Raw genomic sequence first — 20302 nt, 5'->3', positions numbered from 1 at the left:
GTGAATGTTTTGGACATCCAACACATCCTGAACTCCGACGTCTCCACCCGGACCGTGGTCGAAAGCATGATTCGTGAAGACGCGACGATTGCCGCCGGCGAGCTCTACGACGTCGCCAACATCCTTGGTATGAGCGACCAGCAGGTCCGCCTGTGTGTCAAACGTCTTGTCGCAGAGGGTCGTTTCACCCAAGAAGGGCGGGGGCGCAAGGCAATCCTGCATGCCACCGGAGCGACGAGGAGCACCCTCGAACCGGATCTGGAATTCGTGCGCTACATGTACCAACAGGATCGCGGACTTGCCCCGTGGGATGACCGGTGGCACCTTGTCGCGTTCGCCGTACCCGAATCCGCTCGCCCGGCCCGCGACGCGATGCGTGAAGCGATCGTGCGGTTGGGCGGCGCGTCAATCCAGGGTGGTCTCTATGTGTGCGCCAACCCCTGGGAGTCCCGGATCGACGTGGCCGCGCACCAGTTCGGTGTGAGCGAACATGTCACGACGTTCACCACGACCGACCTCGCGCTCGGCGGCCAGTCCGGCGCGCGTGAACTGGCCCAGCGGCTGTGGCCGATCGATACGATCGCCGAGCGCCACCGCGGGCTACTGGCGGTGGCCGACGGGATCCTTCGCGCGCTACGCGGCGCATCGCGGACCGAACTACTGACCCTGGCCATCGCACTGGCGGCGGAGTTCACGCAGGCGGTCGAGTTCGACCCGTTACTGCCACCGCAGTTGCTCCCACAACCGTGGGCGGGTGCGGCCGCCCGGGCTGCGGTCGCCGCGTGCTGGGCTGAGCTTGCCAAAACTGAAGCTGACCAACCCATTCGGCTGTTCCGCTGGTACAGCGATGCCATTCGGCAGATCATCTGAAGGGATCGGTACGCAGCATCCGCGCCAGCGTCGCGCTGCCCAGCAAGGCGCCCAAAATTGTCAGCGCGAACCAGAACCATCCCCATGACGGTGGTAGCGGAAAGAGTGCAAACAGCGTCAACACGTACGCCCCGATGGTGAGGCGAAGGCGCAGAACGTCGTTGAAGCTCGCGAGCGTCACTGCGGCGCCGATACGGCGCGCGGTCAATAGGTTGGCGGCGAGCATGGCGAGCAGAAACATCAGGCCGAGTAACTGCGCCCACAGCGGCGGGCCGCCCGCCCAAGGAGTGGAGAAGGGCGCCGTTGCCGCCGCGAGAGTGACCGCACCGGCTGCTTCGCAGAACGCCAGTCGCCGTGTCATGCGCCGTTTGCTCATCGTGGTCAGCGCACTGGTTGTCCCGCAACGTAGTTTTGCAAGTTGTCCAAATAGCCTGGGGCATAGAGCGAACGCGGGCTGAACATCGCGATCAGTGTCGAGCGCCACGTCTGGTCGTTGTCGAGATCTGCCTTCACGATGCTGTGCGATGCGTGCGGGTACCGCTGCACCGTCAACTGCCGCGGCGCCAGTATCCGGCGGTAGACCCGCTCGGTCTCGTTGACGTCGACGTTGAGATCTTCATCGCCCAGCGCCAGCAGGACCGGCACCTTGACCTGAGGCAGGGCGTCGGTGACGTCCGACAGGTAGTTCTTGCGGACGAAGTTCCAGCGATCCGCAGACATAGGATCCGAATCCTTTTGGGCTGCAAGATACTGATCGTAGGTCCCGTTGTCGCGCAGCGGTTTCAACGTCGCGTTGTGATGGTCCAGGGCCACGGCGATCTCGGATTGCGAGGCGCCTCGGTGCCGCATCTCGGCCAGCATGTTGAATTCGCTCTGCCGCAGCCAATTCACCGCCGCACCGACGAGGATGACGAATTGCAGATCGGGCCGATGCGCCGCGACGTCGGGCACCACCCATCCTCCTTGGCTGATACCCCACATCCCGATGCGGCGAGGGTCGATATCGGTACGGGTGCGAGCCCAGTCGATTGCGGCCTCGGCTTCGGCGGCACGGTTGTGCATGCTTTGATCCAGCCAATTGCCCGCAGCACCTTCGATTCCGGGCTTGTTCCACGACAATGAGGCGTATCCGGCCTTCGCGAACGACTCCCAGATCGGTTTATAGAAGTCGTCTCTCGTTGCATTGGCGGGTCCGTCCCCGTGCACGAACACCACCAGACCGAAAGGGCCGTTGCCGTGTTTGGGCAGCGCCAGGGTGGCGTGGAGCGGTTGCACCGAGCCGGGGATCGTCAACCGTTCTTCTCTGATCGCGAAGTCATTGGCGTAGATGACCCAGCCGCCGGTGCCGAGGACCAGTGCGATCACACAGGCGGCGGCGATGAGCAGGGGCCGCTCGCTCCACCGCGGATAGAAACTATCGAACACAAAACGATCGTATCAGTAGTGATAGATACTGGGCCGGGTGCTGGGATTGCCGATTCTCAGGCGAGATCTGTGCTGGGCCGAAGGCCGCGTCAATCGCCGCCGCAAGGTGCGCGCCCCACCTCGGGATAACCGTTCACAGGAAACTCGCAGCGGCAACCCAGTGACAACAGAGTCGAAACAAGCATTGTGAGTGTCGTGACCAGTGTGATGCAGCCGATCGACACAGCGACGGCACCGACCGCAATCCGCGCGACGACCCTCGACATCGTGATTCCCGTGTACAACGAGGAGAACGACCTCGAGCCATGTGTGCGCCGGCTACACGCATTCCTGGCCAGCGAAGTTCCGTACTCATCGCGGATCACCATCGCCGACAACGCCAGCATCGACGGCACGCTGCAGATTGCACATCGGCTGTCCGAGGAGCTCGACGGGGTCGAGGTGCTGCACCTGGAGGAGAAGGGCCGGGGACGTGCATTGGCCGCGGCCTGGCTCTCCTCGGATGCCGAGGTGGTCGCCTACTGCGACGTGGATCTGTCCACCGACCTCAATGCGCTCATGCCGCTTGTCGCGCCGCTGATCTCCGGACATTCGGATGTCGCGTACGGCTCACGGCTCAATCGCAACTCCCGTGTGGTCCGCGGCCCCAAGCGTGAGTTCATCTCACGCACCTACAACCTGATCTTGCACGCCTCGCTGCAGGTCCGTTTCTCCGACGCTCAATGTGGGTTCAAGGCAATCCGCACCGACGTGGCGCGCCAACTGCTGCCGTTGGTCGAAGACAAGGAATGGTTCTTCGACACCGAGCTGCTGGTGCTCGCCGAACGGGTAGGCCTGCGTATCCACGAGGTGCCCGTCGATTGGGTCGATGACCCGGACAGCCGGGTCGACATCGTCGACACCGTCCGCAAGGATCTGCTGGGAATCTGGCGGTTGGGCCGCGCCCTCATGTTGGGCACCCTGCCGTTGGAGGAGCTCCGGCACAGTCTGGGCCGCGAACCGCTCGTGGAGGGCGTGCCGCCCGGTATGGTCGGCCAGCTGGTGCGGTTCGGGATCATCGGTGTGGCAAGCACATTGGCCTACGCGATCCTGTTCTTGGTGCTGCACGGCATGGTCGGTGACCAGGTGGCCAACTTCCTGTCGCTGCTCATCACCGCGGTGCTGAACACCTCCGCCAATCGCATCTTCACCTTCGGGGTGCGCGGGCGGCGCAATGTCGCCAAGCATCAGTTCCAGGGGCTTGTCATCTTCGGGATAGGGCTGGCGCTGACCAGCGGGTCCCTCGTCGCGATGCATCACCTGGTCCCGGACGCCTCCAAACACGTGTTGCTGATCGTGCTGACCATCGCCAACCTCGTTGCCACACTGGTCCGATTCGTCGGGCTGCGTTGGGTATTCCGAAACTCGCATAGCCGATGACCGCTTCGATGACGGCTCGCGGGTTCGCCCGCGAGCCGCTTTCGGTGACTCTGCTGTTGGTGGGCACGGCCATCGCATACCTGGTCAATCTCAGCTCCAACGGCTGGGCCAACTCGTTCTATTCGGCTGCGGTCCAGGCAGGTTCGGTGTCATGGAAGGCCGGATTCTTCGGATCCTCGGACGCCGCGAACTCGATCACCGTCGACAAGCCACCGGCCTCGCTGTGGCTCATGGAACTGTCGGTCCGTGTCTTCGGGCTGAGCAGCTGGAGCATCTTGGTGCCGCAGGTGCTGCTCGGTGTGGCATCCGTCGGCCTGCTCTATGTGATCATTCGCCGATACTTCGGGCACGGTGCCGGTCTGCTGGCCGGACTGGTACTCGCGGTGACGCCGGTGGCCGTGTTGATGTTCCGATTCAACAACCCGGATGCCCTGTTGGTGTTCCTGATGATCGCCGCCGTGTGGGCGATGATGCGCGCCATCGACGACGGACGCACCAGGTGGCTGCTGCTCATTGGCGTCTTTGTCGGTTTGGGGTTCCTGACCAAGCAGCTGCAGGTCCTACTGGTCATCCCGCCCATCGCGCTGACCTACCTGATCGCCGGCCCGGTCGGCGTTGGCAAGCGGTTGACGCAGCTCGCCGGATCGGCAGCGGCAGCAGTGGTTTCGGCGGGATGGTGGATCGCCGCGGTCGAGCTGTGGCCACCGGGTTCGCGCCCGTGGATCGGCGGATCGCCCGACAACTCGATTCTCGAGCTCACCCTGGGCTACAACGGACTGGGCCGCATCAACGGCAACGAGACGGGCAGCGCCTCGGGCCCGCGCGAGGGAATGTACGGTTTCGGCGGCCGCTTCGGCAGCGAGCCCGGAATCGGCAGGCTGTTCCAGCCCGCGCTCGGTGGCCAGATCGCCTGGTTGCTGCCCACAGCACTGTTCCTCGCTGTGTTAGGAATAGTGCTGTTACGTAAAAACTCTCGCACCGATGCGCGGCGTGCGGTGCTCACTGTCTTCGGGTTGTGGGTGCTCACCACCGGGGGCGTGTTCAGCTACATGCAGGGCATCTTCCACCCCTATTACTCAATGGCGTTGACGCCCGCCGTCGCCGCACTCGTCGGCGCGGGCTCGGCACTGGCTTGGAGTGAACGTGGAAAACCTTGGGTGCGCGCCTGCGTCGCGACCGCTCTGGTGCTCACCGTGGCGATGGCGTGGCTGTTGCTGGGGCGGTCGCCGGAGTTCCTGCCGTGGCTGCGCTGGTTGATCGTGGCCCTGGGTGTATTCGCGCTCATCGGACTGGTGCTCACGAGGTACCCCATTGCTGCTGTTGCCGCCGTGCTGGTCGTGGCACTGGCGGGACCGGTCGCATACTCCGTACAGACCATTGCCACCCCGCACAGCGGGGCGCTTCCCTCCGCCGGACCCGAGGTGAAGGGCGGCGGCTTCCCGGAGTTCCCGGATATGCCCGAGCGCAAGCATCGACCCGAATTCGAACCTGGGTCCAAGCGCGGTGGCAGTCTGCTGGACGGGAGTGACCCCGGCCCGAATATCGTTGCTGCCCTGCAGGACAACGCTGATCGCTACACCTGGGTGGCTGCGGCGATCGGCTCGAACCAAGCGTCGGGATATCAGCTGGCCACGCGTCGGCCGGTGATGCCCATCGGTGGGTTCAACGGAACCGACCCGTCACCGACATTGGCGCAATTCCAGCAGTACGTGGCGGACGGACAGATCCACTACTTCTTAGATGGGGAGCGCGGCGGCCATGCCGGCGAGGGGTTCGGCGCCCCGGGCAGCGAGACCTCGAAGTCCATTCAGGAGTGGGTGGAGCGCACCTTCACCAAGCAGACCGTCGACGATGTCGATGTCTACGACCTGACGGTGCGGTAGTCCCCCGTCGAGTGGGAACCTGACGCGGCGTTAGTGCCTTTTCCGGGCGAGGTTCCCACTCGAGCCGAGGAGCATTGAGTCAGAGGCGCTCGACGACCCAGTCGACGCACTGCGTCAGCTTGGAGATGTCCTCGGGGTCGATGGCCGCGAACATGGCCACCCGCAGCTGGTTGCGGCCCAGCTTGCGGTACGGCTCGGTGTCCACAACACCATTGGCGCGCAATACCTTCGCGACAGCGGCGGCGTCCACGTCGTCGTTGAAGTCGATGGTGCCCACCACCTGCGAACGCTGCGCCGGGTCCGCCACGAAGGGCGTCGTGTACGGGGTCGCTTCGGCCCAGGAGTACAGCCGTGATGCCGAGTCGGCGGTCCGCTTGGTGGCCCAGTCCAGGCCCCCATTGCTCAGCAGCCAGTCGATCTGATCGGCCAGCAGCAGCAACGTCCCGATGGCGGGGGTGTTGTACGTCTGGTTCTTGAGACTGTTCTCCACCGCGATGGGCAGCGACAGAATGTCGGGCACCCAGCGTCCACTGCCGCCGATCTCCGCCACTCGTTCCAGGGCAGCGGGGCTCATCACGGACAGCCACAGTCCGCCGTCGCCGGCGAAGTTCTTCTGTGGCGCGAAGTAGTACGCGTCCACCTCGGACAGATCCACCGGCAGGCCGCCCGCACCGGAGGTCGCGTCGATCAGCACCAGCGCGTTCTCCGAACCGGCGGGACGCTGCACCGGCACCATGACACCGGTCGACGTCTCGTTGTGGGCCCACGCGATCACATCGGCGGACGGGTCCGACACGGGGACGGGGGCGCTACCCGCATCTGCGACCACCGTGATGGGGTCACCGACGAACGGGTTCTTGGCCACGCAGGAGGCGAACTTGGCGCTGAACTCGCCGAAGGTCAGGTGCAGCGACTTCTCGCGGATGAGGCCGAACGCGGCCGCATCCCAGAACAGGGTCGAGCCGCCGTTGCCAAGGATCACCTCGTAGCCGTCGGGAGCGGAGAACAGCTCCTTGAGGCCCTCGCGAACGCGACCCACGAGGTTCTTGACCGGCGCTTGCCGGTGCGAGGTACCGAAGAGGGAAGCGCCGGCGGACACGAGTGATTGCAGCTGTTCGGGCCGCACTTTGGAGGGGCCACAGCCGAAACGTCCGTCGGCGGGGAGCAGGTCAGCGGGGATGGTCAATTCAGCCACGACTACCAGCCTAAACGGTGGCCCAATGAGACCTGCCTCACATAAAACAAAGCCCGCAGGTAACGTCACATGGGACGTTTCGTCCCAAACCTAGATAGGGCCTTCTCGCCCTGTTTACACTCGCCCAGAGCTTGTAGACTTCCAAGTAGCCCCGGAACGTAAAAGTTTGCAGGTCCGTTACCTAATCAAAGGAGATTGGCATGTCGCTCCGCGAGAAGTTGCGCGCAAAGAAGGAAGTGCGTGGCGATGCCAAGTACGTCCAGGTGCTGGAGACCCTGTCGCACGGATCGACGAACCGGAATTTCGACCCGTTCATCGATATCGACTGGGACGCGCCTGAATACGCCGTCATCCCCAATGACCCGCGCTGGGTGCTTCCGCACCGCACCGATCCCTTCGGCCGGCACCCCTGGTACCAGGCGCAGTCGCTGGAGAAGCAGATCGAGATCGGTATGTGGCGCCAGGCCAACGTCGCCAAGGTGGGCCTGCACTTCGAGAGCATCCTGATCCGCGGCCTGATCCAGTACGCCTTCAGCGTGCCCAACGGATCCCCGGAGTTCCGTTACCTGAACCACGAGTCCATCGAAGAGTGCAACCACACCCTGATGTTCCAGGAGATGGTGAACCGCCTCGGTGTCGACGTGCCCGGAATGCCGCGCCTGCTGCGCTGGCTGTCGCCGTTCGTCCCGCTGGCCGCCACGCCCTTCCCGGAGATGTTCTTCGTGGGCGTCCTTGCCGGCGAGGAGCCGATCGATCACACCCAGAAGAATGTGCTGCGCGAGGGTGACAACCTGCACCCGATCATGAAGCGCGTCATGGAGATCCACGTGGCCGAGGAAGCCCGGCACATCTCCTTCGCGCACGAGTACCTGCGCAAGCGTGTCCCGAGCATGCACTGGCTCAACCGCTTCGTGCTGTCCATCGCCACCCCCATCACCATGCGGGTGCTGATGGGCGCGATCATGACACCGCCGCGTAGCTTCGCCAAGAAGTTCGACATCCCGCAGGACGTGATGAAGGAGATCTTCTGGAAGAGTCCGGCCTCGCGCCAGACCATGAGCGAGGTCTTCTCCGACGTTCGGATGCTGTGCCGTGAGGTTGGCATGATGAACCCGGTCGCCAAGCTGGTGTGGAGACTGCTGCACATCGATGGCCGTGCAGCCCGCTACCGCAGCGAGCCGCAGCGCGGTCCGCTGGTGAACTACTCGGCCCCCGAAGCCGCGGTGTCTGATTCACACAGCGCTGTTCCCGCCTGATGCCACACGTCGTTACCCAGGCGTGCTGTAACGAGGGGTCGTGCGTTTACGCGTGCCCGGTCAACTGCATTCACCCCACGCCTGACGAACCCGATTTCCTCAAGGCGGAGATGCTGCACATCGACGCCTCCTCGTGCGTCGACTGTGGTGCTTGCGTCGCTGCCTGCCCGGTCGATGCCATCAAGCCGGACTCGGTCCTCAAGGAAGAGCAGTTGCCCTTCCTGCGGATCAACTCCGAGTTTTATCCGCGTGAAATCCCTCGCGCCAGTTTGGCTCCGGTCATTCAGGCGCCGCCGGTGCGTGAGACCGGCCGGGCGCTGAAGGTGGCGATCGTGGGCTCCGGTCCGGCTGCCATGTACGCCGCCGACGAGCTGCTGACCCAGCCGAACGTGAAGGTCAACATGTTCGAAAGACTGCCCGCCCCATACGGTTTGGTGCGTGCCGGGGTGGCCCCCGACCACCAGCAGACCAAGCGGGTGACCAAGCTCTTCGACACGATGGCCGCACAGCCCAATTTCGAGTTCTACTTGAACGTCGAGGTGGGCAAGGACATCAGCCACGAGGAACTACTGGCGCATCACCATGCGGTGATCTACTCCGTCGGCGCCTCCTCGGATCGTCGCCTGGACATCCCGGGGATCGAGCTGCCGGGAAGTGCCACCGCCACCCAGGTGGTCGCGTGGATCAACGCGCACCCCGACTACAGCGATTTCCGGGTCGACCTCGACCACGAACGCGCCGTCGTCATCGGCAACGGAAACGTGGCGCTCGACGTCGCGCGGGTACTCACCGGAAACACCGATCGTCTTGCGCGCACTGATATTTCGGATACCGCGTTGACTGCGCTGCGCAACAGCAAGTTGCGCGAGGTGGTCATCGTCGGCCGCCGCGGCCCCGAGCACTCGGCGTTCACCCTGCCCGAGCTCCTCGGGCTCGTCGGACTGCCCGACATGACGGTCGTCATCGACCAAGAGACGGCAGACCTCGTTGATCAAGCGCTGCAGACACATCTGGAACCGCTGACCCGGCAGAAGCTGGAGGTGCTCAGCACCTGCCCGCGTGAGGCGCGGGAACCGGGCGGTAAGACCATTCGGTTCGCCTACAACCGCACCCCGGCCAAGGTGTTGGGCGAGGGCCGCGTGGAAGGTGTCGAGTTCGAACACGGCGATGTGTCCGACACCATCAAGGCGGGGCTGTTTCTCACCTCGATCGGCTATCGCGGTGTCCCGATGCCGGACGTGCCGTTCGACAACGAGCGCGGGACCATCCCGAACGAGCAAGGACGCGTGACAGATTCATCCACCGGTAGGGCACACCCCGGCACCTACGTGGCTGGGTGGATCAAGCGCGGTCCGACCGGATTCATCGGAACCAACAAGTCGTGCTCTCAGCAGACCGTGACCTCGCTGGTCGAGGATTACAACAACGGGCTGCTCGCCGATCCGGCGCAACGATTGTCGGGCCTGGCCAGGCTGATCCAGCGACGTCAGCCGACGATCATCGATCACGAAGGCTGGCTGGCCATCGACCGCGCGGAAATCGCGCGCGGCAAGGGTGAGGGCCGTCCCCGTGACAAGTTTGTCTCGGTGCCCGAGATGCTGCGCGTCGCCGCGAATGCCCCGCAACCACCGTTGTGGCGCAAGGCGATTCGCGGGTCCGTGCTGGAAGACCTGCTCCGGTAGGGCTTACTCGCCGCCGCTGGCCACGTACTTCTTGAGCTCTTCGGGGTCGACCACCTTGACGGGCTGCCCCAAGGACCACTGGTGGCCGAACGGGTCTTTGATGACGCCGAAGCGGTCGCCCCAGAACTGGTCTTCGAGCGGCATCTCGATGGTCGCTCCGGCATCGACCGCGCGCTGGAACCAGTCATCGACGTTGGGCACCGTCAGATGGATGGTGACGGGGGTGCCGCCGAGGGCGGTGGGCGTGCTGGACTTGCCGTCGTTGTATTCGGGGAAGTCGTCGTTCATCATGATCGTCGTGCCGTTGATCTTGACGGCGGCATGCATCACCTTGCCGTCAGGAGTCTCCAGCAGGCCGAGTTCCTCGGCGCCAAAGGCGTTCTTGTAGAACTCGATGGCCGCGCGTGAGTCCTCGACGATGATGTACGGGGAAACGGAGGGTGCTACGGGAGGTACTTCGGAGGTCATATGACCCACCCAACCACCTCACGCAGGGTGACGCCAGGCGTTCGGGTACTTACGCGCCGACGCGAGCGTGCAGCAGACCATATCCGTCGACGGATTCGATGGTGCGCGGACCCGGGCCGACATACAGCGCGGCCGGACGCACCAGCTTGCCGAGTCGCTTCTGCTCCATGATGTGTGCGCTCCACCCCGCGGTGCGGGCGCAGGTGAACATCGCGGGCATCATCCGGGTCGGCACCTGGGCGAAGTCGAGAATGACGGCGGCCCAGAACTCGACATTGGTCTCGATGATGCGGTCGGGACGGCGTTCCCGCAGCTCGGCAAGGGCAGCCTGCTCGAGGGCGGCTGCTACCTCGTAGCGGGCGGCCCCGAGTCGTTTGGCGGTGCTGCGCAGCACGCGCGCACGCGGGTCCTCGGCACGGTACACCCGGTGTCCGAAGCCCATGAGCTTCTCGCGGCGGTCCAGGATGCCCTTGATGACACCACGGGGGTCACCTGTCTTCTCGGCTTGCTCGATCATCGGCAGCACGCGGGCGGGTGCGCCGCCGTGCAGTGGACCGCTCATCGCACCGACCGCGCCGGAGAGTGCGGCAGCCGCGTCGGCACCGGTGGACGCGATGACACGGGCGGTGAACGTCGAGGCATTCATGCCGTGCTCGGCGGCCGAAACCCAGTACGCATCGATGGCCTCGACATGCTTGGGATCGGGATCACCCTGCCAGCGGGTCATGAAACGCGATGTGACGGTTGAACATTCGTCGATAATCTGCTGCGGAACGGCGGGCTGGGAGTTGCCCCGCGCCGACTGCGCGACGTAGGAGAGCGCCATGACCGAGGCGCGCGCAAGCTGGTGTCGCGCGAGGGAGTCCTCGGTGTCCAGTAGCGGCTCAAAGCCCCAGATGGGTGCCAGCATGGCGAGCCCGGCCTGTACGTCCACGCGGACGTCCCCGGTGTGTACCGGGATGGGGAATGGCTCGGCCGGTGGGAGACCCTGGCCGAACTTGCCATCGACCAACAGTGCCCACACATCACCGAAGGTCACCCGCTGGGCGACCAGGTCCTTGATGTCGACACCGCGGTAGCGCAGTGAACCGCCGTCCTTGTCGGGCTCGGCTATTTCGGTGGCGAAGGCGGTCACGCCTTCCAGTCCAGGTGCGAAATCCGCTGGTAGCGGCGCTGCAACCGTCATGATTCTCGACTCCCTACCTGTGGGTAACAACTCGGTAAAGGCGATTCTTGCACTCGCAAATAAGGCCAGTTCTTAGTCAGGTCGGTGTCTCTTAGATGCGGCGATGGGGGTCGCCTGTAGCGTGATTTTCGTGACCGAATGGCTGCGCTCTGACTACCGCCCCGGAGAGAAGGACGGCAGTGGTGATCTGGACGCCGACTGGCTCGCCGACGGCTGGCTTCCCTTGTTGCACAAGTGGTTTGACCTCGCGGTGGCCTCTGGCATCCCCGAACCGAATGCGATGGTGCTCGCCACCGTCGACAACGGCCGGCCGGTAACGCGCACAGTGCTGTGCAAGGGGTTCGACCCGGCGGGTGTGACGTTCTTCTCAAACTACGACTCCGCCAAGGGGCGCCAGCTCGACGAGGCGCCGTACGCCAGCGTCACCTTCCCCTGGTACGCGCTGGGGCGCCAGGTGCATGTGCGCGGCCGGGTGACCAAAGTCGATCCGGCGCAGACCGCCGACTACTGGGCCAAGCGGCCGCGCGGTTCACAGCTGGGGGCGTGGGCCTCACAGCAGTCCGCGCCCATCGAGTCCCGAGCGGCGTTGTTGGCCCAGCTCGATGACATCACCCAGCGGTTCGCCGATCTGGATCAGATACCGGTGCCCCCGCAATGGGGCGGATACGTGATCGCCCCCGAGAATGTCGAGTTCTGGCAGGGCCGGGAGAACCGTGTGCACAACCGGATCGTCGTCGCTGACGGTCGGGTGCAGCGGTTGCAGCCCTGACAACCATGTGGATCACACTGCTCGTGATGGCCATCGCCGTCAGCTTCGAACCCTTCCGTCTGGGCATGACGGTGCTGATGCTGAATCGTCCGCGCCCCCTGCTGCAGCTGTTCGCGTTCCTATCCGGTGGGTTCGTGATGGGAATGGCCGTGGGTCTGGTGGTGCTGTTCGCCTTCCGGAACGTATCGACCGGGTCGGCTCATTTCACGTTGCCTCGGGTGCAGGTCGGCATCGGGGTGGCGGCGCTTCTGGTCGCCGCCTTGTTGGCCTCCCGGCTACGTGGACCGGCCCCCAACGCACAGCTGGACAAGGTCTCCGCACGCATTCAGGCGATCGCGACGGGTGGCTCGCTCTGGGTGGCAGCCGTCGCGGGACTGGGGATCGCGCTGCCGTCGGTGGACTTCCTGGCCGCACTGGCAGTGATCGTGGCCTCGGGTTCCCCGGCGGCCACGCAGGTCACCGCGCTGCTGATGTTCAACGTCATCGCTTTTGCGCTGGTGGAGATTCCCTTCCTCGCGCACGCCGTGGCGCCGGAGCGGACCGGCGAGGCGATGGAGAGGCTCAACAGCTGGATACAGTCCAACCGCCGCCGCAATATCGCGCTGGTGCTAGCCGTGGTCGGATGCGTGTTGCTCGCGGTCGGCCTGGCCGGTATCTGACACCCGAAGGTCAGGCAACACCCACCGGAGAGTCCGCATCCAATCGGGTGAACTCGTTCTGGACGTACTGCTCGACACACGAGCGCCGCCGGATCTTGCCGCTGGTCGTGGTGGGCAGCGACCCCGGTGGCACGAGAACGATATCCCCGACATTCACGCCGTGGGCGTTCGAAATCGCCGAGGTGATCTCGCTCTTGACGGCCTCGATATCGGAATCGCCGCGCGTCTTGAGCTCGATGATGGTGACCAGCTTTTCGGTGCTGTCGAACGGCACCGATATCGCGGCGACGCGGCCGCGGCTGATCTCCTGAACCGTTGCCTCGATGTCTTCAGGGTAGTAATTACGCCCGCGGATGATCAGCAGATCCTTGATGCGGCCGACGATGAACAGCTCACCCTCGGAGACGAAGCCGAGGTCACCGGTTCGCAGCCACGGGCCGTCCGGAGTACCGGACGACGGGTCGACGATCTTCGCCCCGAAGCAGCGCTGCTCCTCGGGGGACTTGCGCCAGTAGCCGGAGGCGACGTTTTCACCGTGCACCCAGATCTCGCCCACCACGTCCGGCAGGCACTCCCGGTGGGTGTCGCTGTCGATGATCCGAAGGATGGGGGATCGCGGCGCATGGTATTTGATCAGCGCCGTGCCGGCCCCGGCCGCGCAACGCCGCACGCGGCCCGCGGAGAGCTCCTCGACGTCGAAGTGGGCTGCGGGCTCCGATTCGCTCCAGGTCCCGGAGGCCACGAACACCGTCGCCTCCGCCAGCCCGTAGGAGGGACGCATCATGGAGTCCCGGAAATTGAAGTGGGCGAACCGATCGACGAAGCGTTGCAAGGTGGCCTGCTCGACCCGCTCGGCGCCGCTGATGATGCCGAGGACCCCACCAAGGTCAAGCCCTGCCAGGTCGGCGTCTGTTGTCTTGCGGGCCGCCATATCGAAGGCAAAGTTGGGCGCCGACGACCAGGCGTGTGGATTCGTGGCCAGCGCCCGTACCCAGCGGGACGGTTTTTCCAGGAAGGCCAGTGGGCTGGTCAAGTCGGCCCGATAGCCGCCCAGGATGGGGGCGCAGACACCCAGCACCAAGCCCATGTCGTGATAGAAGGGCAGCCAGGACACGATGGTGGCTGTCGACGGGATCGTGGAGCCGGTGTCCACGAAGAAGCTGCGCATCAACTGCTCGAAGTTCACCTGAAGGTTGCGGTGCGAGAGCATCACGCCGGTGGGTGTGCGGGTGGAACCCGAGCTGTACTGCAGGTACGCGATATTGGGCATATCGCCCGGTGCGATGCTGGGTCCGGCGTCGAGGTCGAGGCGTAGGGCGTCGATTTCGAGGATCTTCGGGGCGATGTCGAGGCGCGACTGGTCGACGTAGTCACCGACGTCTTCAGCGACTGCCGATGTGGTGAGCACCACGGACGGTGACGTGTCATCGAAGACGGCACTGACCCGGTCAAAGCTCGAACCGCGATGCGGTAGAGGCAGCGGCACCGCGATCAGCCCGGCCTGCATGGAGCCGAGGAACGCCAGGATGTATTCGAGGCTTTGTGGAGCCAGGATCAGTGCCCTGTCGCCGGGCGACGCGTGCTGGCTGAGCTCGCGGGCCACGTTGAAAGTGCGGCGCGACAGCTGCGACCAGGTCAGGCTCTCGGCGACACCAGCCGGGTTGTTGGTGTAGTCGGTGAACGTGAAGGCGATGTCGTCCGGGCGCAGGCTGGCACGGCCGTGCAGCATCGACAGGATGGATGACTGGGTTGAAGGTGTCATATTTTTGTCCAAGTCATGCGGTGCTTAATTGGGAGGGGTCTGGCGGGTGCCGTTGCCCAGAACGGCCAGAGCGCCGCTGGTTATCTGGGAAATCGGATCGGATCCGCCACCGAATGTCGCCTGCGAGGCGGGCGCCGTGACCTTCGCAGGGTCGAAGCCCTGCGTCGGGTCGACCGTGATCGGCGCCGTTGCCGGATCGTCGTTGCGCGAATAGCCGGCGTCCACGCGCGGCTGCAGGATCGCGTCCAGCCTGTTCAGTGTTTCCTCGGGCACCCCGAGATACTTGAAGCCCAGCACCAGGGGAAGGTGCTGCTCGGGGATGAAATAGGTCGTCGTCGACCCTCCCCGGGAGTTGAACTCTGTCCTGATGTTCCGCGCCGGAACCATTTTCGGGTTGGTGAAGGCAATCGCGGTGTGACCGGTGGCCAGACCCGCGATGGCGTTGGCGACCGCGAACAGGTTGTCCGGCCGGTCCGGCCAGTCGGCGATGCTGTCGTACGCGGAGATGAACTGGTCGGTGTGGTACTGGCTGTCCACCCGGGCCGGTACCGGATAGTCCATGAACGGCACCACGGAGCCGGGAGCGAAGTTCTGGGTCAAGAAGCTTTCGCTGAAGGGGCTCTTCGCGATCGGGTCACCGAACGTCGCGAAGGTCAGTGAATCCGGAGACGGTGCGGTGGGATCCGTCGCCAGCGCATTCTTGACCGCGTTGAGTACCAGCGCGCCCTCGGACAACCCCATCGCCGTGCCAGGACCGCCGGTACGCACGGCGTTTTCGAGATTGGGTTCCCCGATGTCGATCGACTCGCCGATGCTGGGACCGTCCAGACCCAAGCCGGGCAGGATTTTCTCACCGATCGGACCGATGCCGGGGAAGAAACGTTCCAGGGTGTGGCCCTGAACCTGTCCCGCGGGGTACCAGATATTGGCCCGCTTCATGTTGGGGAACCAGTCCTTGCCGGTCATCCGGATGTACTCGTCATACGGGATGCCGAGCACATGCGCACCGCCCAGGGCGTACGCGGTCCGGTCCGGCGACGATGGGGCGGCCAGGACCGTCCCATCCGGTGTGACCATCGGGATGGGCGGGCCGGGAACCTGCTGGTCGTCGGCCATCGCGGACGGGATGCCAAGACATCCTGTTACGCAGGCAACTACCAGTACTGCGGCGCCTGCGAGGAGGTCTTTCATCCGTGCTCCTGACTCAACTTCGTTTTCAGTCTCACATACATAACGGGTGCTTGCTAAACCGTCGGCGTGGCGGCCTGGGGTTTAGCCGACGCTTTCGGACGTGCGCTGACCTGCGACGGCCACCAGTTGGCCTTGCCTACCAGTGCCGCGATGGCCGGCACCGTGATGGTCCGGACCACGAAGGTGTCCAGCAGAATTCCCACGCCGATCACGAAGCCGCCCTGGACCACGATTCCAATGCTAGAGAAGAGCAAGCCGCCCACCGACGCAGCGAAGATCAGTCCGGCCGCCGTGATGACGCCGCCTGTCGAATTCAGGGCGCGGATGATGCCGTAGCGCACACTGCTCGCCGACTCGTCCCGCATTCGCGACACGAACAGCATGTTGTAGTCGGCGCCCACCGCGACCAGCACCACGAAGGCCAACGGCGGCACGGTCCAATGCAATGGCTCGCCGAGCAGGAACTGGAATGTCAGCACCCCGATGCCGATGGCCGCGAAGTACGACAGCACCACGGAACCGACGAGATACAGCGGAGCGACGATCGCGCGCAGCAACACCATCAATGTCAGTAGAACGACAATGAGCGTCGCCGCGATGATGAACTGGATGTCGTGCTGGTAGTAGTCACGCGTGTCGCGCAGCGCGGTGGGGAACCCGCCCATCGATATCGTGGCGTCGGCCAGTGTGGTGTTGGGCTGGGCGCCCTTGGCCACGTCACTGATCACGTTGACCTGGTCCATCGCCTCGGGGCTGAACGGGTTGAGCTTCGTCTGGACCAGGTATCGCACGGAGTGGCCGTCCGGTGAGATGAACGCGTGGGCTGCCCGTTGGAAGTCCGGATTATTCAGCACCTCGGCGGGAATGTTGAAGCCCGCCTGTGAGGGGTCCGCGGCGTTGGTCTTCATCGTCAACAGGAAGTTCGACGCTTGGTTGAGGCCGTTGACGATCACCTTGATCTGCCCGACGAGCTGATCCACGCCGCCGGCCACCTGCTGGCTGCCACCGGCCAGACGGTCGGCGCCCTGCCGTAACTGGTTGAGTCCTGCCTGTGGGCCACCCGGTTTGTCCAGGCCCATGGCATGAAGGCCGTTGACCACACTCAGCAGCGAGGCGTTCAGTTTGGTCACCGTCGTGGAGAGGGTCGCCTTGTTGCCTGAGGAGTTGCCGAGCTGACGCGCGAGCCGCTCGATCTCGTCGAGGCGACCGCTGTTGCGCTCGCCGACAAGACGTTCGAACTGGCCACGGGTGTTGCTGCACGAGGTGTCGGCGTCGCAGACCGGGTTGCCCTGGAGTGCTGCCAGCACCGGGTTGATCCAGCCGAACATGTCCTTCGCGGCGGAGAAGTTCCATCCCATGTCGTTGGCCAGTGCGTTGATCTCGTCGACGAGTTTGGCGGCGTTGTCCACGTTCCGCACCAGCTCGTCGCCGCCGGACTTGGTCTTCAGCGAGTTCGACGCCTCGAGCAGACTTTGCAGACCGGGGGTGATCTTGTTGAGCTGATTGCGCAGATCGGTAAGGCTGCCGGCCAGGGTGTTCGCACCGGACGTGAGTCGATTGAGGTCACTGCTGCGTTGGTTGATCTGGTTGGAGCCGTCGGCCAGCCTGGTGCCGACAAGTCCGGCCTGATACGTGGCCCGGAACTCGGGCGGTACCTCGCCGAGCGGGCGAGTGACCCCGCTGACCAGGCCCACGTCGGGCAGCTGAGCGATGCGCGAGGCCATCTGTTCCAGGTCGGCGAGGGCCTGCGGGGTGCGCAGGTCACGCGGCGACTGAATGAGGATGTATTCGGGTATCGATTGGCTGAGGGGGAAGTGGCGTTCCAGCGCGGCGTATCCGACCGAGCTCGGTGCCGAGGGCGAGACGGCCTTGCGGTCGTCGTAGTTGTAGCGCGCGAGCAGCGCGCAGCTGCCCAGCAGAGCCAACACCAGCACGCTGGCCACCAGATGCGGAATGGGCCGACGGACGATGCGGATACCCGACCGCCGCCAGAACTGGGCCGTCAGTTCGCGCCGCGGCTTGACCCAGCCGCGGGGTCCGGCGAGCACGAGGATTGCGGGCAGCAGAGTCAGGCCGGACAGGTATGCGACGCCGATGCCGATCGCCGACGAGATCCCGACGGTCTGGAAGACGCCCATCTTGGCGAAGCTCAAGAGTAGGAAGGTGATACCGACCGTGGTGGCGGATGCGGTGATCACCTTTCCGATCGACATCATCGCGGCCCTGACCGCCTGGTCATAGGTCTTACCCGACCGCAGATAGTCGTGATAGCGACTGATGAGGAAGACCGCGTAGTCCGTGCCGGCGCCGGCCAAGATCGCGCTCAGGAACACGATGGATTGGTTCGAGACGCCCGCGCCCGTCAGCTGCGAGTATGCCGCCACCACGGACTGCGCGATGACCAGCGAGGAGCCGATGGTCACCAGCGGAAGCATCATCGTCAGTGCGCTGCGATAGACCAGTAGCAGCACCGCGAGCACCAGGACGGCGATCGCGAGCTCGATCGGTAGGCGATCCTGCTGGCCGGCGACGGTGAGGTCGGCGACGGTGGCCGCGGGACCGGTGATGTGCACGGAGGTCGGACTGCCGTCGAGGCTGTGCTGAATGAGGCTCGTCACCCGGTTGTACGAGTCGAAGGCCTTGGGTGTGCCCAGCTCGCCCGCGAGGCCGACCGGCAGAACCCAGGTCTTGTTGTCCTGACTCGTCAGGAACTTTCGTAGCTCGGGCGTGCCGATGAAGTCCTGTACGGACACGACGCTGGTTAGGTCGTGCCGCAGCGCGTCGACCACCTTGCGGTAGGCCGCGGAGTCGTCGGGCCCCAGGCCGTTCTCGTTGATGAATACGACCAGCAGCAGGTCGTCGTTGCTCGATTCGTGGAACGCCTCGGTCATCTTCTTGGCCGTGACACTCGATGGTGCGTCGGCGGGCAAGATGGCCAGCGGATGCTTCTCCGCCATTTCGGTCAGTGAGGGGAAGGTCAGCGGCAGGGCTATCGCCAGCGCAACCCAAGCGCCGATCACCGCCCATGGCCATCGCACCACGAGATCGGCTAGCCGCCGCATATGTTCCTCACCATCACTCTGATGTCGCCAAGCTACGCGACGCGTCCCCAGTGGCCGGTGTCAGCGACGCGCACGCACACCGACTTCATTGCCTCCATGTAGCGCAGGGCTGACTTTTCGGCGATCGGATTGTCGGGATGCATGATCGCCATCGCCGTGCCCTCGCCGTACCGGAATATGTAGATGGTCAGCTGGTAGGAGAACCGGCCGTCCGGGTATATCCCGATGTTGTTGGCCAGGCCCAGCTCGCCCGCCGCGAGGATCGCGTTGAGCGGCGCGGCGCCACCGTGGAAGAAGTTCGACACCGGAAAGTTCGGCTGCGGCCATTTCAACCACGGCGCCAGTTCCAGCACCCGGTAGTACGGCACTCGGGCCATGTCCAGGCTGGAATCGAAAGCGGTCTGCGCTGCGTAGGCGGCGTCGTTGAATGAGGTTGCCGCGATCGGGACGGTGATCGGGATCAGCCCGGTAAACCAGCCTTGCGTCATGAAGTTGTCGCTAGCTGTGCGGGAATCTCTCGGGGTCAGCCCGTAATACGTGAGCGCCCCGGTGAATTCGTGCTCGACCAGACCCAGGCAGGCGAACAACCCGCCGACAAATCGTGCGCCGGCTGCCGAACAGGCGGAGTCGTAGCGATCCGTCTGCTCCGGGTCCAGCAGGAGCAATGAGGTCATGGTGCTGTTGGTGGACTCCGACGGGTTACCCAGCGGAAGCGGGAACTCGGGGAAGGTTCCGTTGTTGTTCTCGGCAAAGTCGACCCACGCCTGTACGCCCGGCGAGTCCAGGGTCAACGCCGACGTGAATTCCCTTTCGCGAGTACAGAAGTCATCGAAGCTGCCGGCATCGGGAAGCGTGAGGGGCTGGCCACCTCCGCTCAACGCGGAGTACATTCCGTTGGCTTCCATCATGGTGGTGCCGATCAACGTCGCGTCGCCGTGCACGTGATCCATGGCGGCGAAGAACGTGAAGTGGTTCTCGCTCTGGATGATTCCAAAGGTGAAGCACCCCCATTCCAGTGGACTCGGTATGTCGATGACATGACTACGTATCTCATCGACAGACATATGCCCTTGCGTTACAGGCGCGAATTCGATCTCACCGGGATCGCCGATGGAGTGCCTGATGAACTCTCCATCGTCGGTGCGCTCGAACCAGCTGCGGAAGGTGTCATGCCGGCGCAGATAGGTGTTCAGGGCATGGTCCATAGCGGCGATGTCACAATTCCCAGGAACGTCACAGCTGGCGATGATCTGGCGGGAAAAGTTCTGTCCGGCGGTGTTGCGTTCGTAGTAATTACGAAGATGCTGGGTCTGCATGTAGCTGACTGGCACCGAACTCACAGGAGCCTGCCGGGCTTTCTCGGCGGCTGTCGGGGTGGGGTGCCAGGAGGTGACCGAGCCCGGACTCAACGTCCATTCATCAAGTGCCCCAACCGTTATCGTGCCAATGCGCAAAACGCCGTCCCTCTCGCTCGG

The 20302-nt window shown here is 64.4% G+C and carries 16 protein-coding genes; 7 read left to right on the top strand and 9 right to left on the bottom strand.

Going from position 1 to position 20302, the window contains the following annotated elements:
* Positions 1–9: 9 nt before the first annotated feature.
* On the top strand, positions 10–870 hold the full coding sequence (locus B4393_RS10730) for a PaaX family transcriptional regulator C-terminal domain-containing protein (protein WP_078334429.1): 861 nt from the start codon (positions 10–12) through the stop codon (positions 868–870).
* Here the strand turns inward: B4393_RS10730 and B4393_RS10725 are convergent.
* Together B4393_RS10725 and B4393_RS10720 are read right to left on the bottom strand one after the other, a co-directional pair.
* On the bottom strand, positions 863–1246 hold the full coding sequence (locus tag B4393_RS10725) for a hypothetical protein (protein WP_078334144.1): 384 nt from the start codon (positions 1244–1246) through the stop codon (positions 863–865). The genes B4393_RS10730 and B4393_RS10725 overlap by 8 nt on opposite strands.
* Positions 1247–1251: 5 nt before the next feature.
* Complete coding sequence (locus tag B4393_RS10720; RefSeq protein WP_078334428.1) at positions 1252–2256, bottom strand: alpha/beta hydrolase family protein; 1005 nt, start codon at positions 2254–2256, stop codon at positions 1252–1254.
* A 234-nt stretch (positions 2257–2490) separates the two neighbouring features.
* On the opposite strand from B4393_RS10720, the gene B4393_RS10715 reads away from it, so the two are divergent.
* A complete protein-coding gene (locus B4393_RS10715) occupies positions 2491–3714 on the top strand; it encodes a bifunctional glycosyltransferase family 2/GtrA family protein (protein WP_078334427.1) in 1224 nt (407 codons plus the stop codon).
* Complete coding sequence (locus tag B4393_RS10710) at positions 3711–5597, top strand: glycosyltransferase family 39 protein (protein ID WP_078334143.1); 1887 nt, start codon at positions 3711–3713, stop codon at positions 5595–5597. Before B4393_RS10715 ends, B4393_RS10710 begins: the two co-directional genes overlap by 4 nt.
* Positions 5598–5676: 79 nt before the next feature.
* Here the strand turns inward: B4393_RS10710 and serC are convergent, their stop codons facing one another.
* Entirely contained in the window at positions 5677–6792 is a 1116-nt protein-coding gene (gene serC, locus B4393_RS10705) for a phosphoserine transaminase (protein WP_078334142.1), read from the bottom strand.
* A gap of 200 nt (positions 6793–6992) precedes the next feature.
* On the opposite strand from serC, the gene B4393_RS10700 reads away from it, so the two are divergent.
* Together B4393_RS10700 and B4393_RS10695 are read left to right on the top strand one after the other, a co-directional pair.
* On the top strand, positions 6993–8048 hold the full coding sequence (locus B4393_RS10700) for an AurF N-oxygenase family protein (protein ID WP_078334141.1): 1056 nt from the start codon (positions 6993–6995) through the stop codon (positions 8046–8048).
* Positions 8048–9730 carry an FAD-dependent oxidoreductase gene (locus tag B4393_RS10695; protein WP_078334140.1) on the top strand — a complete coding sequence of 561 codons (1683 nt, stop codon included), beginning with the start codon at positions 8048–8050 and terminating at the stop codon, positions 9728–9730. The genes B4393_RS10700 and B4393_RS10695 overlap by 1 nt, the downstream gene beginning before the upstream one ends.
* Before the next feature lie 3 nt (positions 9731–9733).
* On the opposite strand, the gene B4393_RS10690 is transcribed toward B4393_RS10695, so the two are convergent.
* On the bottom strand, positions 9734–10198 hold the full coding sequence (locus B4393_RS10690; RefSeq protein ID WP_078334139.1) for a VOC family protein: 465 nt from the start codon (positions 10196–10198) through the stop codon (positions 9734–9736).
* Between the two features lie 49 nt (positions 10199–10247).
* A complete protein-coding gene (locus B4393_RS10685) occupies positions 10248–11384 on the bottom strand; it encodes a citrate synthase 2 (RefSeq protein ID WP_078334138.1) in 1137 nt (378 codons plus the stop codon).
* A gap of 121 nt (positions 11385–11505) precedes the next feature.
* Between B4393_RS10685 and pdxH the strand changes: the two genes are divergently transcribed.
* Positions 11506–12153: a pyridoxamine 5'-phosphate oxidase gene (gene pdxH, locus B4393_RS10680; protein ID WP_070936901.1), complete on the top strand. Its 648-nt coding sequence runs from the start codon at positions 11506–11508 to the stop codon at positions 12151–12153.
* Between the two features lie 5 nt (positions 12154–12158).
* Positions 12159–12812, top strand: a complete 654-nt coding sequence (locus B4393_RS10675; protein ID WP_070936577.1) for a GAP family protein — start codon at positions 12159–12161, stop codon at positions 12810–12812.
* A 10-nt stretch (positions 12813–12822) separates the two neighbouring features.
* Here B4393_RS10675 and B4393_RS10670 read toward each other — a convergent pair whose 3' ends face one another.
* The 4 genes from B4393_RS10670 to B4393_RS10655 are packed head-to-tail and all read right to left on the bottom strand — an operon-like array spanning position 12823 to position 20281.
* The gene (locus tag B4393_RS10670; RefSeq protein WP_078334137.1) at positions 12823–14574 is read right to left on the bottom strand and encodes an AMP-binding protein; all 1752 of its coding nucleotides are present in this window, start codon (positions 14572–14574) and stop codon (positions 12823–12825) included.
* A gap of 24 nt (positions 14575–14598) precedes the next feature.
* Positions 14599–15765 carry an acyltransferase PE gene (gene pe / locus B4393_RS10665; protein WP_070936575.1) on the bottom strand — a complete coding sequence of 389 codons (1167 nt, stop codon included), beginning with the start codon at positions 15763–15765 and terminating at the stop codon, positions 14599–14601.
* Between the two features lie 53 nt (positions 15766–15818).
* Positions 15819–18827 carry an MMPL/RND family transporter gene (locus B4393_RS10660; RefSeq protein ID WP_078334136.1) on the bottom strand — a complete coding sequence of 1003 codons (3009 nt, stop codon included), beginning with the start codon at positions 18825–18827 and terminating at the stop codon, positions 15819–15821.
* Positions 18828–18859: 32 nt separating this feature from the next.
* Positions 18860–20281 carry a condensation domain-containing protein gene (locus B4393_RS10655; protein ID WP_078334426.1) on the bottom strand — a complete coding sequence of 474 codons (1422 nt, stop codon included), beginning with the start codon at positions 20279–20281 and terminating at the stop codon, positions 18860–18862.
* Positions 20282–20302: the final 21 nt, after the last annotated feature.

The sequence above is a fragment of the Mycobacteroides franklinii genome (assembly GCF_002013895.1).
GTDB lineage: Bacteria > Actinomycetota > Actinomycetes > Mycobacteriales > Mycobacteriaceae > Mycobacterium > Mycobacterium franklinii.
The sequence above is the reverse complement of the archived record's forward strand: the minus strand, read 5'-3'. Positions and strand labels throughout refer to the sequence as shown.

What these genes read in the sequence shown, in the direction of transcription:
- B4393_RS10725 (WP_078334144.1), bottom strand. Translation starts at nt 1,246, where the DNA reads ATGAGCAAACGGCGCATGACACGGCGACTGGCGTTCTGCGAAGCAGCC.
- B4393_RS10710 (WP_078334143.1), top strand. Translation starts at nt 3,711, where the DNA reads ATGACCGCTTCGATGACGGCTCGCGGGTTCGCCCGCGAGCCGCTTTCG.
- B4393_RS10700 (WP_078334141.1), top strand. Translation starts at nt 6,993, where the DNA reads ATGTCGCTCCGCGAGAAGTTGCGCGCAAAGAAGGAAGTGCGTGGCGAT.
- B4393_RS10695 (WP_078334140.1), top strand. Translation starts at nt 8,048, where the DNA reads ATGCCACACGTCGTTACCCAGGCGTGCTGTAACGAGGGGTCGTGCGTT.
- B4393_RS10690 (WP_078334139.1), bottom strand. Translation starts at nt 10,198, where the DNA reads ATGACCTCCGAAGTACCTCCCGTAGCACCCTCCGTTTCCCCGTACATC.
- B4393_RS10685 (WP_078334138.1), bottom strand. Translation starts at nt 11,384, where the DNA reads ATGACGGTTGCAGCGCCGCTACCAGCGGATTTCGCACCTGGACTGGAA.
- B4393_RS10675 (WP_070936577.1), top strand. Translation starts at nt 12,159, where the DNA reads ATGTGGATCACACTGCTCGTGATGGCCATCGCCGTCAGCTTCGAACCC.
- B4393_RS10670 (WP_078334137.1), bottom strand. Translation starts at nt 14,574, where the DNA reads ATGACACCTTCAACCCAGTCATCCATCCTGTCGATGCTGCACGGCCGT.
- pe (WP_070936575.1), bottom strand. Translation starts at nt 15,765, where the DNA reads ATGAAAGACCTCCTCGCAGGCGCCGCAGTACTGGTAGTTGCCTGCGTA.
- B4393_RS10660 (WP_078334136.1), bottom strand. Translation starts at nt 18,827, where the DNA reads ATGCGGCGGCTAGCCGATCTCGTGGTGCGATGGCCATGGGCGGTGATC.